The 12,746-nt window shown below is 72.1% G+C and carries 11 protein-coding genes; 8 read left to right on the forward strand and 3 right to left on the reverse strand.

Annotated features, from left to right (window positions below):
• Positions 1 to 154 precede the first annotated feature (154 nt).
• The 4 genes from ACFZCD_RS21655 (at position 155) to ACFZCD_RS21670 (ending at position 4,956) form a co-directional block, all read left to right on the forward strand.
• A complete protein-coding gene (locus ACFZCD_RS21655; protein WP_391833232.1) occupies positions 155 to 2,275 on the forward strand; it encodes a type IIA DNA topoisomerase subunit B in 2,121 nt (706 codons plus the stop codon).
• Positions 2,276 to 2,496: 221 nt separating this feature from the next.
• Positions 2,497 to 2,976, forward strand: a complete 480-nt coding sequence (locus tag ACFZCD_RS21660; RefSeq protein WP_391833234.1) for a DUF1453 domain-containing protein — start codon at positions 2,497 to 2,499, stop codon at positions 2,974 to 2,976.
• 34 nt (positions 2,977 to 3,010) lie between these two features.
• Positions 3,011 to 4,168, forward strand: a complete 1,158-nt coding sequence (locus ACFZCD_RS21665) for a sensor histidine kinase (RefSeq protein WP_391833974.1) — start codon at positions 3,011 to 3,013, stop codon at positions 4,166 to 4,168.
• Complete coding sequence (locus ACFZCD_RS21670) at positions 4,165 to 4,956, forward strand: response regulator (RefSeq protein WP_391833236.1); 792 nt, start codon at positions 4,165 to 4,167, stop codon at positions 4,954 to 4,956. The genes ACFZCD_RS21665 and ACFZCD_RS21670 overlap by 4 nt, the downstream gene beginning before the upstream one ends.
• An 11-nt stretch (positions 4,957 to 4,967) precedes the next feature.
• Here the strand turns inward: ACFZCD_RS21670 and ACFZCD_RS21675 are convergent, their stop codons facing one another.
• Positions 4,968 to 5,645, reverse strand: a complete 678-nt coding sequence (locus tag ACFZCD_RS21675) for a response regulator (RefSeq protein ID WP_391833238.1) — start codon at positions 5,643 to 5,645, stop codon at positions 4,968 to 4,970.
• 3 nt (positions 5,646 to 5,648) lie between these two features.
• Complete coding sequence (locus ACFZCD_RS21680) at positions 5,649 to 7,355, reverse strand: ATP-binding protein (protein WP_391833240.1); 1,707 nt, start codon at positions 7,353 to 7,355, stop codon at positions 5,649 to 5,651.
• Positions 7,356 to 7,588: 233 nt separating this feature from the next.
• On the opposite strand from ACFZCD_RS21680, the gene ACFZCD_RS21685 reads away from it, so the two are divergent.
• The 3 genes from ACFZCD_RS21685 (at position 7,589) to ACFZCD_RS21695 (ending at position 10,497) form a co-directional block, all read left to right on the forward strand.
• The gene (locus ACFZCD_RS21685) at positions 7,589 to 8,431 is read left to right on the forward strand and encodes an ABC transporter ATP-binding protein (RefSeq protein ID WP_391833242.1); all 843 of its coding nucleotides are present in this window, start codon (positions 7,589 to 7,591) and stop codon (positions 8,429 to 8,431) included.
• Positions 8,421 to 9,296 (forward strand): ABC transporter permease, encoded by an 876-nt coding sequence (locus tag ACFZCD_RS21690; RefSeq protein WP_391833244.1) that lies wholly within the window; start codon positions 8,421 to 8,423, stop codon positions 9,294 to 9,296. The genes ACFZCD_RS21685 and ACFZCD_RS21690 overlap by 11 nt, the downstream gene beginning before the upstream one ends.
• A 142-nt stretch (positions 9,297 to 9,438) precedes the next feature.
• On the forward strand, positions 9,439 to 10,497 hold the full coding sequence (locus ACFZCD_RS21695) for an ABC transporter substrate-binding protein (RefSeq protein WP_391833246.1): 1,059 nt from the start codon (positions 9,439 to 9,441) through the stop codon (positions 10,495 to 10,497).
• Here the strand turns inward: ACFZCD_RS21695 and ACFZCD_RS21700 are convergent.
• The gene (locus tag ACFZCD_RS21700; RefSeq protein WP_391833247.1) at positions 10,481 to 11,449 is read right to left on the reverse strand and encodes a sucrase ferredoxin; all 969 of its coding nucleotides are present in this window, start codon (positions 11,447 to 11,449) and stop codon (positions 10,481 to 10,483) included. The two genes, ACFZCD_RS21695 and ACFZCD_RS21700, sit on opposite strands and share 17 nt — an antisense overlap.
• Positions 11,450 to 11,632: 183 nt before the next feature.
• Between ACFZCD_RS21700 and ACFZCD_RS21705 the strand changes: the two genes are divergently transcribed.
• Positions 11,633 to 12,694, forward strand: a complete 1,062-nt coding sequence (locus tag ACFZCD_RS21705) for a CobW family GTP-binding protein (RefSeq protein WP_391833249.1) — start codon at positions 11,633 to 11,635, stop codon at positions 12,692 to 12,694.
• Positions 12,695 to 12,746: the final 52 nt, after the last annotated feature.

The raw sequence follows: 12,746 nt of genomic DNA on the forward strand, positions 1-12,746 counted from the left end.
CATCGAACATGTGATCGAAGCCTGGACTAGCATGGTCGTTCCCACGGGTGGCTGCACAAAGGCTCTACCAGGCATCGGTACCCTCTGAACGGCAACCGGGCCGCCGGTCCGCCCGACCGGGGCCGAAAAGAAATTCAGCGAGGAGCGAACCCGCGTGACCGCCGAAACGTCTGTGCCGTCCACTGCGCTGCTCACCGGGGCAGACCGGGACGGGTCCAACTACACCGCGCGGCACCTGCTCGTCCTCGAAGGCCTGGAAGCCGTCCGCAAGCGGCCCGGCATGTACATCGGCTCGACGGACAGCCGTGGCCTGATGCACTGCCTCTGGGAGATCATCGACAATTCCGTCGACGAGGCCCTGGGCGGCTACTGCGACCGCATCGAGGTGATCCTCCACGACGACGGCTCCGTGGAGGTGTGCGACAACGGCCGCGGCATCCCCGTGGACGTCGAGCCCAAGACCGGGCTGTCCGGCGTTGAGGTCGTCATGACCAAGCTCCACGCGGGCGGCAAGTTCGGCGGCGGTTCCTACGCGGCGTCCGGCGGTCTGCACGGCGTCGGCGCCTCCGTGGTCAACGCGCTCTCCGCCCGCCTGGACGTCGAGGTCGACCGCAACAGCCGGACCCACTCGATCAGCTTCCGCCGCGGTGTCCCCGGCATCTTCACCGAGTCCGGCCCGGACGCCCCCTTCGACCCGGCCAACGGCCTCCTCAAGGGGAAGAAGGTGCCCAAGGCGCGCACCGGTACCCGCATCCGCTACTGGGCGGACCGCCAGATCTTCCTCAAGGACGCCAAGCTTTCCCTGGAGACCCTCTACGGGCGCGCCCGGCAGACGGCCTTCCTGGTGCCCGGCCTGACGATCGTCGTCCGCGACGAGCGCGACCTCGAGGGTGCGGGCAGCACCGAGGAGGTCTTCCGCTACGACGGGGGCATCAGCGAGTTCTGCGAGTACCTGGCGCAGGACAAGGCCGTCTGCGACGTGCTGCGCCTCAGCGGCCAGGGCACCTTCAAGGAGACCGTGCCCGTCCTGGACGACCGCGGCCACATGACCCCCACCGAGGTCACGCGCGAGCTGGGCGTCGACATCGCCCTGCGCTGGGGCACCGGCTACGACAGCACGGTCAGATCGTTCGTCAACATCATCGCCACCCCCAAGGGCGGCACGCACGTGACGGGCTTCGAGCGCTCGATCACCAAGACCGTCAACGAGGTGCTGCGCTCCTCCAAGCTCCTGCGGGTCGCCGAGGACGACGTCGTCAAGGACGACGCCATGGAGGGCCTCACGGCCGTCGTGACGGTGCGGCTGGCCGAGCCCCAGTTCGAGGGGCAGACCAAGGAGGTGCTGGGCACCTCGGCCGCCTCGCGGATCGTGGCGAACGTGGTCGCCAAGGAGCTCAAGGCGTTCCTGACCTCCACCAAGCGCGACGCCAAGCAGCAGGCCAGGGCCGTGCTGGAGAAGGTCGTCGCCGCGGCCCGCACCCGTATCGCGGCCCGGCAGCACAAGGAGGCCCAGCGCCGGAAGACGGCCCTGGAGTCCTCCTCGCTGCCGGCCAAGCTCGCCGACTGCCGCAGCGACGACGTCGAGCGCAGCGAGCTGTTCATCGTCGAGGGAGACTCGGCGCTCGGTACGGCGAAGCTGGCGCGGAACTCCGAGTTCCAGGCGCTGCTGCCGATCCGCGGCAAGATCCTCAACGTTCAGAAGGCGTCGGTCTCCGACATGCTGAAGAACGCCGAGTGCGGCGCGATCATCCAGGTCATAGGAGCCGGGTCCGGCCGGACCTTCGACATCGACGCGGCACGCTACGGCAAGGTCATCTTCCTGGCCGACGCCGATGTGGACGGCGCGCACATCCGGGTCCTGCTGCTGACCCTCTTCCAGCGGTACATGCGGCCCATGGTCGAGGAGGGCCGGGTCTTCTCCGCGGTCCCCCCGCTGCACCGGGTGGAGCTCACCCACCCCAAGAAGGGGCAGGACAAGTACATCTACACCTACTCCGACAGCGAGCTGCGGCAGACGCTGCTGGAGCTGGAGCGGAAGAACGTCCGCTACAAGGACTCCATCCAGCGCTACAAGGGCCTCGGCGAGATGGACGCCGACCAGCTCGCGGAGACCACGATGGACCCGCGGTACCGCACCCTGCGCCGGATCAACATCAGCGACCTGGAGGCGGCGGAGCGCACCTTCGACCTGCTGATGGGCAACGAGGTGGCGCCGCGCAAGGAGTTCATCACCAACTCGGCGGCCACCCTGGACCGCTCGCGCATCGACGCCTGAGCCTTCCCGCCCCGCGCCGCCGGCGGCCCCTCGCCCGGTCTTGCGGCGGCTTCCGGCACGTCCCCGGTGCTTTCTCCACCCACGGGTGGAGAAAGCACCGTCGTGCATCTCCACCCGGCGCCCACCCCTGGTCCGATCCGCGGCGGGAGCCCGGTCCGTAGTTTCGGAAGCGTTGTTCGTCAGCGCACTTCCCGGATCCGCGGAGGCTCCTCATGTCGGGTATGGCCAATGGTCTGGTGATCGTCGCCGTCCTCGTGCTCACGCTGGCCCGTCAGGTCCGGCCGCAGCGGGTGAGCGCGGACGCCAAGAGCTGGTGGGTCCTGCCGGCCGTGCTGGTCTTCATGGCCGTGCGGGAGCCGGGGCTGATCGATTCCCGGCACCCGGCCGCGTCGGCGGGCCTGCTGGCGGCCGGGGTGGTGGCCGGGCTCGCGACCGGCGTGGCCTGGGCCTGGAGCAGCAGCATCCGGGCCGACGCGTCCGGTGAGATATGGGTCCGCGGCAGCAGGGCGACGGCCGCGATATGGCTCGGCGGTGCCGTCCTGCGGCTGGGCCTGCACGGCCTGGGCGCGCTGGCGGGCGTGCACCAGGGAAGCTCCGCGACGATGGTCACCGTCGCGGCCGTGCTGCTGGCCCGGACCGCCGTGGTCCTCCACCGGGTCCAGGGCATACGCCCGGCGTACCGTGTCACGGCCGGCGGCTGACCCCGGGGGCAGGGCGGAAGGAACGCAGGTGGCGATGGAGAACTGGACGGCCTGGCCCGCCCGCGAGGCGCTCTCCGGGATGGGCGTGCCCAGACGCCGGCAGGTGATGACCTGGGGCGTCCGGGGCGGCTTGGCGGCCCTGGTGCTCTGGGGGGTGCTGCGCGAGAACGCCTTTCAAGGCTGGGGCTATGCGGCCCTCGCCGCAGGGTTCCTGGTGTGTGCCGCCGCGGTGCGGGGGTTCTTCCTCAGCACGCTGGCGCAGCGGCTGCGGCCGTCCCTGGCGCTCGTCGGGGTGCTCTTGGCGGTGGGCGCGGCCGCCCAGCTGTCGGGGGCGCACACAGCGGCCGCGGTGCTCTGGTGCGGCAGCGCCCTGATCGCCGTGGAGCGGCTGCCGCTCGTCCATGCGCTGGGCGTCTCGGCCCTCGCCATGGGGGCCTACGCCCTGGCGAGCACCGAACGGCCCCTGGTGATCGCGGGCACCGTGGTGGCGCTGCCCTTCATCGGCTACGCCCTTCGGCTGGACGAGGAGGCCCGGGGGGCGGGGTTCCGGCTGCTGGCTCAGGAGCGGGCGGCACGGCGTGCGGAGGCCGAGTCGGCGGCGCTGGCCGAGCGGGCCAGGATCGCCCGGGAGATCCATGACGTCCTCGCGCACAGCCTGTCCGCCCAGATGGTCCATCTGGAGGCGGCCCGGCTGCTGATCGAGCGGGGTGAGGATCCGCAGCGGGTGCTGGAGCGGGTGGTGGCGGCCCGGGGCATGGCCCGCGAGGGCCTGGCCGAGACCCGGCAGGCGCTGTCCGCCCTGCGCGGGGAGATGACGCCGGTGGAGGAGTTCCTGCGGGAGTCCGCGGCGGGGGAGGGGACGCGGCTGGAGGTGACGGGGGAGCCGCGTCCCCTGCCCGCGGAAGCGGGGCTGGCCGTGCGCAGGGTCGCCCAGGAAGCGCTGACCAACGTCCGGAAGCACGCCCCGGGCGCGCCGGTGGAGATGCGGTTCACCTATCTGGAGGGGTGGGTCGAGCTGTGGGTCCGCGACCGGGGGGCGCGCGGAGCGCCGGGAGAACTGGGGGCCGCCGGTGCCGGGTACGGTCTGCTCGGGATGAGGGAGCGGGCCGAGCTGCTGGGCGGCACGCTGGAGGCCGGGCCGGCCGGGTCCGGGGAGGAGGGGTTCGTGGTGCATCTGCGGGTGCCCGCATGACGGGTGGCGGGCGCGGTGCCGTGGGTACCGGCGGCGGTGCGGGTGGCAGTGCGGGCGGCGCCGGCGGGGAGGTCGCGAGGGTCGTCGTCGCGGACGACCAGACCGTGGTGCGCGAAGGGATCGTGATGCTGCTGGGGCTGCTGCCCGGCATCGAGGTGGTCGGGGCCGCTGCCGACGGTGAGGAAGCGGTGCGGCTCGTCGCCGAGCACGCTCCGGACGTGGTGCTGATGGACCTCCGGATGCCCCGCTGCGACGGGGTGGAGGCCACCCGGCGCATCCGCGCGGAGCACCCGGCCACCCACGTCGTCATCCTCACCACCTACGCCGACGACGACTCGCTGTTCCCGGCGCTCCGGGCCGGGGCGCGGGGATATCTCACCAAGGACGCCGGCGGCGAGGAGATCGTCCGGGCCGTGCAGCACGTCATGTCGGGCGAGGCGGGCCTGTCGCCGAATGTGCAGCGGCGCCTTCTGGAGCGCCTCTCGGACAGCGCCGCGGCCGGTGTCACCGCGCCCGCCGGCCCGGGCATGGGTGCGGCGATGGCCCCTGCCGCCGCGTCCCCGGTCCGCAGGGAGCTCCCCGACGGGCTCACCGCACGGGAGGCGGAGGTGCTGTCGCTGGTCGCCGACGGGCTGTCCAACGCCGAGATCGCCCGCCGTCTGCACGTGAGCACGGCGACGGTGAAGACGCACATCAACAACCTCTTCGCCAAGACGGGCGTGCGCGACCGGGCCCAGGCCATGCGCTACGCCTTCCAGTACGGCCTCGCGCGTCCCCCCGGGTCGTGAGAGCGGTGCGCCTAGCGGCCCGTCCACGCGTACCGGTGCTCAGGGCGCCCCGTCTCGCCGTACTTGAGGGTGAGGCTCAGCCGCCCGGACTCCTCCAGCCGTTTGAGATATCTCTGCGCCGTGGAGCGGCTCAGCCCCGAACGGGCCGCGACCTCGTGCGCCGACAGCGGGGACGCGGCGTCCGAGAGCACCTGCCGTATCAGCTCGGCCGTGGGCGCCGAGTGGCCCTTCGGCAGCGGCGTGCTGGTGACCGCCGTACGGAGCGTGCCGAAGATCCGGTCGACCTGGTCCTGCCCCGCCTCCTGGGCGCCGTCGAGCGTGCGGCGCAGCTGCGCGTACGCCTCCAGCTTCACCCGCAGCCCCGGGAAGGTGAACGGCTTGACCAGGTACTGCAGGGCCCCGTAGCGCATGGCCGCCTGCACGGTCGCGACGTCGCGGGACGCCGTCACCATGATCACGTCGGTGAGGTCGCCGAGCTGTCGCAGGCGGCGGACCACCCACAGGCCGGTCTCGTCCGGGAGGAAGTGGTCCAGCAGCACCAGGTCGATGCCGCCCTTCTCCAGCACGGCCATGGCCTCCGCCGCGTTGTGCGCCTTGGCACCGACGCGGAAGCCGGGGACCCGCGCCACGTATGCGGCGTTGATCTCGGCGACGCGGAAGTCGTCGTCCACGACCAGGACCTCGATCATCGTTCACCCCTTCGAGGGAGCTGAGTGGGTGGAGTGCGCCGGGTGAGCCGAGGGGGCGGGGCGCGCGGGGTGGCCGAAAGGGGGCGTGTGAGCCGCGTGAGCCGGCTGGTCCGGTGGGCGCAGCGCTTCGGGCAGCTCCACGGTGAACACCGCGCCGCCGCCTTCCCGTTCGCCGGCCCGTACGGAGCCTCCGTACCGCTCGGCGAGCCGCCGTACCAGGGAGAGGCCGAGGCCCCGGCGGCGGTGCGGGACGGCCTCCTTGGTGGACCAGCCGTCGGTGAAGACCAGTTCGCGGACCGCGGCCGGAACTCCCGGCCCGTTGTCCGCGACCCGGACGACGAGCGTCTCCCCGACGGCCCGCAGCTCCACCTCCACGAACGCCGCGCCGGACCCGTCGCGATCCGCGCCCGACGCCGCGTCCAGGGCGTTGTCCACGAGGTTGCCGAGCACGGTGACCAGGTCGCGCGGGTCCACGACCCGGTCCGGCAGCCGGGTCGCCGGGCTCACCCGCAGGGCCACGCCGCGCTCCGCCGCGACCGCGCTCTTGCCCACCAGCAGGGCGCTCACCAGGGGGTCGCGGACCCGCTCGGTGACCTCCTCGGCCGTCGCCCGGTGCGCGCCCGTGACCTCGGCGACGAAGTCGGCGGCGTCCTCGTACAGGCCGAGTTCCAGCAGCCCGACGATGGTGTGCAGGCGGTTGGCGTGCTCGTGGTCCTGGGCGCGCAGGGCGTCCGTCAGGCCGCGGGTGCCGTCGAGCTCGCGGCGGAGCTGCTCCAGCTCGGTGCGGTCGCGCAGTGTCGCCACGGTGCCGCCGCCCGCCGTGTCCCTGCGGTTGACGACCAGCACCCGCCCGTCGCGGACGGTCAGCAGGTCGGTGCCCGTCACCCGGCCGGCCAGCACGTCCGTGGTGCGGCCGGGCGGCAGGACGCTGTCCAGGGGGTGCCCGATGGCGTCCCGGCCGATGCCCAGCAGCCGTGCGGCCGCGTCGTTGACCAGGCGGACGCGGCCGCTCCGGTCGAGGGCGACCACGCCCTCGCGGATGCCGTGCAGCATGGCCTCGCGTTCGTCCAGGAGGGCGGAGATCTCGGTGAGTTCGATGCCGCGGGTGCGCTTGCGCAGCCGGCGGGAGACGACGACCGCGGCGACCGCGCCGACGCCTAGGGCCGCCCCGGCGTACATGAGGATGCCCGGCACGGCCCGCAGCAGCAGGGCGTGCACGTCGTCGTAGGCGATGCCGACGGAGACGGCGCCGACGACGGCGCCCTCGCCGTCGCGCAGCGGCACTTTGCCGCGGGCGGAGCGGCCGAGGGTGCCGCGCGCGATGCCCGTCCACTCCTGCCCGCCGAGGGCGCGGCCGGGATCGGTGCTGACGCGCTCCCCGATCCGCTCCGGGACGGTGTGGGAGTAGCGGATGCCCCGGGTGTCGACGACCACGACGTAACTCGCGCCGGTGGCCAGCCTGATGCGCTCGGCGTCGGCCTGCACGGGCCCGCCGGGGGAGGGCGGCCCGGCCAGCAGGCTGTGCGCGATGCCGGGCTGGGCCGCCGTGGCCCGGGCGATGGCCAGGGCCCGCTGCTCGGCCTGGTCGTCCAGCTGGGCGGCCAGGGGCGCCAGGAAGAGGCCGGCGGCGAGACCGGTCACCCCGGTGATCGTCAGCAGCTGGACGAGGAGGACCTGGGCGAAGACGCGGCGGGGCCAGCGGGGGCGCATGCGGGTCCGCCTCCCTTTTCGTCCTCGTCGTCCTGGTGTGGTCTTCCGGCGTCATCTTCCGTGGCGCCTTCGTCGCTCATTGTTGTTCTACCGCGAGCAAAACGAGCAGAACAGGGTTCGTGCACTCAAGCCGCACAGCGCTCACAAGGCTGTCTGTGCGCCGCACGCCACATCTAGCCTCCAGCACCGGCCACCCCCTTGGCCGGAAACCTGCACAGGAGGAGGCGGCAAGCATGATCAGTGGCACCCCGCCGGGCCACGCTCCGGCGATCGAGCTGCGTGGCGCGAGCAAGGTGTTCCGCACGCCGTCGGGCGCGTCGCACACGGCCGTACGGGACCTCGACCTGACCGTGGAACAGGGTGAGTTCGTGGCGGTCGTCGGCCCCACGGGCTGCGGGAAGTCCACCACGCTCACCCTGGTCAGCGGCCTGGAGGAGCCGACCGAGGGCGAAGTCCTGGTCGGCGGCGAGCCGGTGACCGGCATCCGGCCGGAAGTCGGCTTCGTCTTCCAGCAGGACGCCGTCTTCCCCTGGCGCACGGTGCTGTCCAACGTGATGGCCGGGCCGCGCTTCCGCGGCGTGCCCAAGGCCGAGGCGCGGGAGCGGGCGCGCGACTGGCTCGGCCGGGTGGGCCTGGCGGCCTTCGCCGACCGCTATCCGCACCAGCTCTCCGGCGGCCAGCGCAAGCGCGTCGCGCTCGCCCAGACCTTCGTGGGCGACCCGGCGATCCTCCTGATGGACGAGCCCTTCTCGGCCCTCGACGTACAGACCCGGGCCCTGATGTCGGACGAGCTGCTGGAGCTGTGGGGCGGCTCCCGGCCCGGCGGACGGGCGGCCTCCGTCGTCTTCGTCACCCACGACCTGGAGGAGGCGATCGCCCTCGCCGACAAGGTCGTCGTGATGACCGCCGGACCGGCGACCGTCAAGCAGGTCTTCCCCGTCCGGCTGCCCCGGCCGCGCAAGGTCGAATCCGTGCGCCTGGAGCCGGAGTTCGTGGAGATCTACCGCGAGATCTGGTCCTCCCTCGGCGAAGAGGTCCGTATCACCCGTGAGAGGGGTGCCTCCCGTGTCGCTTGAGTCGGCCGAATCCGTGGGTGCTCCCACCGCCCTGACCGCCACTACCGGCCGGTCACTCGCCCGCGCCAAGGCCGTCCGTCAGCGCAGGCTGACCGTGTACGCGGCGCGCGTGCTGGTGCTGGTCGTCGTGCTGGGCGCGTGGGAGCTGCTGTCGCGCAACGACGTCATCGATCCGTTCAACTTCTCGATGCCGTCGAAGATCTGGGACCAGATCGTCCAGTGGACGCTCCACGGCACCGCACAGGGCTCGCTGGGCGAGCAGATCTGGTACACGCTCTACGAGGCCCTGCTCGGATGGGTGTTCGGCGTGACCGGTGGCGTGGTGCTCGGAATCGCGCTCGGCCGGGTGCGCTTCCTGGCCGACGTCTTCGGCCCCTACGTCAAGGTCCTCAACGCGCTGCCGAGGATCGTGCTCGCGCCGATCTTCCTGATCTGGTTTGGCCTGGGGCCGGCCTCCAAGGTCGCCTCGGCGGTCGTCCTGGTCTTCTTCCCCGTGTTCTTCAACGCCTTCCAGGGCGCCCGCGAGGTCGACCGCAACCTGGTGGCCAACGCCCGCATCCTGGGCGCGAGTAACCGCCGCGTGACGCTGCAGGTGGTCATCCCCTCGGCGACCTCCTGGATCTTCACCAGCCTGCACGTCAGCTTCGGCTTCGCACTCATCGGCGCGATCGTCGGCGAGTACATCGGTGCGACCAAGGGCATCGGGCTGCTGGTCTCCGCCTCGCAGGGCACGTTCAACTCGGCGGGCGTTTATGCCGCCATGGTCATCCTCGCCGTCGTCGCGCTGCTGGCGGAAGGGCTCTTGACCTTCGCCGAGAAGCGGCTCTTCCGCTGGAAGCCGGGCGGTTCCGGGGCGAAGGAGTGACGGCAAGGCGCCCTGCCCCTCTTGCGCGCCCTGCACGTGTCACACATCCTTCACGTCTTGCACGTCTTGCTCACCCTGCACGTTCTGCACGTTCTGCACGTCCTGTTTGTCTCCTGCGAACCACCGACCGTAAGGAACAGCGATGCGTACGTTCAGCAAGACCGCCAGAGCCCGCGCGGGCGCCGTCGCGGCGGCCATGTGCCTGACCCTGGCCGGGTGCGCCGACGAGTCGTCGACCAACAAGCAGAGCTCGGCGATCGAAGCGGCGAAGGGCGACATCGTCAAGATCATGGTCGGCGGCCTGGACAAGGTCATCTATCTGCCGGCGGTCCTCACCCAGCGGCTCGGCTACTTCCAGGAGGAGGGCATCACCGTCGACCTCCTGAGCGAGCCCGCGGGCGTCCAGGCGACGACGGCGCTCGTGTCCGGCGAGGTGCAGGGCGTCGTCGGCTTCTACGACCACACGCTCGACCTGCAGGTGAAGGGCAAGCAGGTGGAGTCCGTGGTGCAGCTCGCGCAGACGCCGGGGGAGGTGGAGGTCGTCTCCAAGAAGGCCGCGGCCGACCTCGGCTCGCCGAAGGACTTCAAGGGCAAGAAGCTCGGCGTCACCGGGCTCGGCTCCTCCACCGACTTCCTGACGAAGTACCTGGCGGTGAAGAACGGGGTGAAGGTCAGCGACTTCACGCCGGTGGCGGTCGGTGCGGGGCAGACCTTCATCTCCGCGCTCCAGCAGGGCTCCATAGACGGCGGCATGACCACCGACCCGACGGTCGCACAGATCCTCGCCAAGGACGCGGGCAAGGTGCTCGTCGACATGCGCACCCCCGAGGGGTCCCGGGCGGCGCTGGGCGGCCTCTACCCGGCGTCCAGCGTCTACATGAACACCAGCTGGGTCGACAAGAACAAGGACGTGGTGCAGAAGCTCGCCAACGCCTTCGTGAAGACCCTCACGTGGATGTCCGAGCACACGCCCGAGGAGATCGCGGCCAAGATGCCCGAGGACTACGCCAAGGGCGGCAAGGACCTCTACATCCAGGCGATCAAGAACACGCTGCCGATGTTCACCAAGGACGGGGTGATGCCCGCGGACGGGCCCAAGACCGTCCACGAGGTGCTGAAGTCCTTCAACCCCGACCTCAAGGGCGCCAAGGTCGACCTGCAGAAGACCTACACCACGGAGTTCGTCAAGAACGCCGGCTGACCCGGCGCGGGCTGACGGATGCCTCCGCGCGGTCGTCCGTGCGGTCGTCCGTACGGAGGAGAGTGATGGATATGACGTCCATCCGGGCGGGCGTGGCGGGGGCCCGGCCGCAGCTCTCCGGCCGCGCCGGTTCCGAGGCGCCCTGCTCGACGGCCACCCGCCAGGACCGGCCGTCGGTGTGGGTGACGGTGACCGCCCAGTGGGGCGCCGTGCCCTCGGTGCGCGTCACGTCGAGCGCGTCGGCGTCCTCCTCGCCGGTCAGCTCGCGCACCGCCAGCTCGGCCGCCTGGGCCGGGCGCTCCCAGGCCGAGCGGCCGCGGCAGTCGCCCGTCACGATCCGGCGCTCGCGCACCGCCTCCAGGACGTCCTTGACGCCGTGGGCGGTGACCCGGCCGTAGGCGTAGCCGTACGGGAGGACGAAGAGCGTCGGGGAGAAGCGGTGGCCGCCGATGTGGGTGACCTCCCACGCCTCAGCGCCGGACGCGGCCAGCTCCGCGGCGAGCGGGCGGCCCAGCAGGGCACAGCAGCGGTCGCGCTTGCCGTTGGTGCACACGAACACCAGCGGGTCGCCCTCGTACGGCTCCCACAGGCCGCCGTGTTCGCCGCTGCCCAGGGCGGCGAGGTCCAGCCGGGTCAGCTCCGCCGCGTCGGTGAGCGCCGTGGTGCGGATCCAGGAGCGGCCCGGCGCGGTGTGCGCGGCGAACACCCGCTGGACGCCGGGCCGGTGGCAGTCGGCGTGCCGGCCGGGGCGGCGGATCAGCGCGATCCGTACGCCCGTGCCCTCGGCGGCGGCGTCCAGCGCCCGGCCGACCGCGGGGTCGAGGTGGCTCGCGGTGAGCGCGTCCGCGCCCCAGGGGCCCGGCTGCTCGACGAGCAGCCATGTCCGGGCGGGGGCGGCGGTGCCGGCCAAGGGCTCGGCCAGCCGGCGGGATGCGGTCGCGCACGTACTCACAAAGGGAAGCCTAACCTGGGTCGCTCGTGATCGTTGAGCGGACGGCCACCACCAAGGCCTCGACCACGGCCGGGGTCAGGCCCGAGGGCAGGGCCACGGCCACGGCTGCAGCGCCCATATCCTGGGGCGGGCGGAGCACCCGGAGATCATCCGCTCGACCGAATGACGATGGAGGCGCCTCCCGTGGCCAAACGACAGATCCCGGTCATCGTCCTGGCGGGCTTCCTCGGCTCGGGCAAGACCACCCTCCTCAACCACCTCCTGGCGAGGAGCGGCGGCACCCGGATCGGGGCGGTCGTCAACGACTTCGGCAGCATCGAGATCGACGCCATGAGCGTCGCCGGACAGGTGGACTCGATGGTGTCGCTGGGCAACGGCTGCCTGTGCTGCGCCGTGGACACCAGCGAGCTCGACGGCTTCCTGGACAAGCTGTCCCGCCCGGCGGCCCGCATCGACGTCATCGTCATCGAGGCCAGCGGGCTCGCCGAGCCGCAGGAACTCATCCGGATGATCCTCGCCAGCGACAACAAGGACATCGTCTACGGGGGCCTCGTCGAGGTCGTCGACGCGGCGGAGTTCACCGCCGTCCGGGCCCGGCACCCGGAGCTCGACCGGCACGTGGCGATCGCCGACCTCGTCGTCCTCAACAAGGCGGACAGGGTGGACGACGAGGCCCGCCGGGACCTGCTCGGCGTGCTGGCGGAGCTCAGCCCCGGCACGCCCGTCGTACCGGCCTCCTACGGGCGCGTCGACCCGGAGCTGCTCTTCGACCGCAAGCCGCGCGAGGAGGACCCCACGGCGGTGCGGCAGCTGTCCTTCGAGGACCTGCACGCCGGCGACGAGGACGACTGCCACGACCACGACTGCGGCCGCGATCATGGCGGGCACCTGCACACCGCCTACGAAAGCGTCGAGTTCGTCTCCGCGGAGCCCGTGGACCCGCGGCGGCTGATGGAGTTCCTCGACAGCCGCCCGGAGGGCCTCTACCGCATCAAGGGCTTCGTGTACTTCGGCATAGCCGGGCACAAACAGAAGTTCGCCGTGCACGCCGTGGGCGACTTCCTGCGCTTCTACCGCTCCTCCTGGGCCCGCGCCGAGGAACGGCTCACCCAGCTCGTGCTGATCGGCCGGGGAGTCGACGCGGAGGCCCTGCGGGCCGGGCTGGACCGCTGCCGCGTCACCGCGGGGACGCCCCTCGCCGAGGAGCACACCATGTGGGGAGTCCTGCGGTACGCACAAGGCTGACGGGGGCGCCCGCAGCGCCCCCGCCCTCCGTGCCCGCCGTGCTCCCCGCCCC

It is taken from the genome of Streptomyces sp. NPDC008001 (assembly GCF_042958085.1).
Lineage (GTDB): Bacteria > Actinomycetota > Actinomycetes > Streptomycetales > Streptomycetaceae > Streptomyces.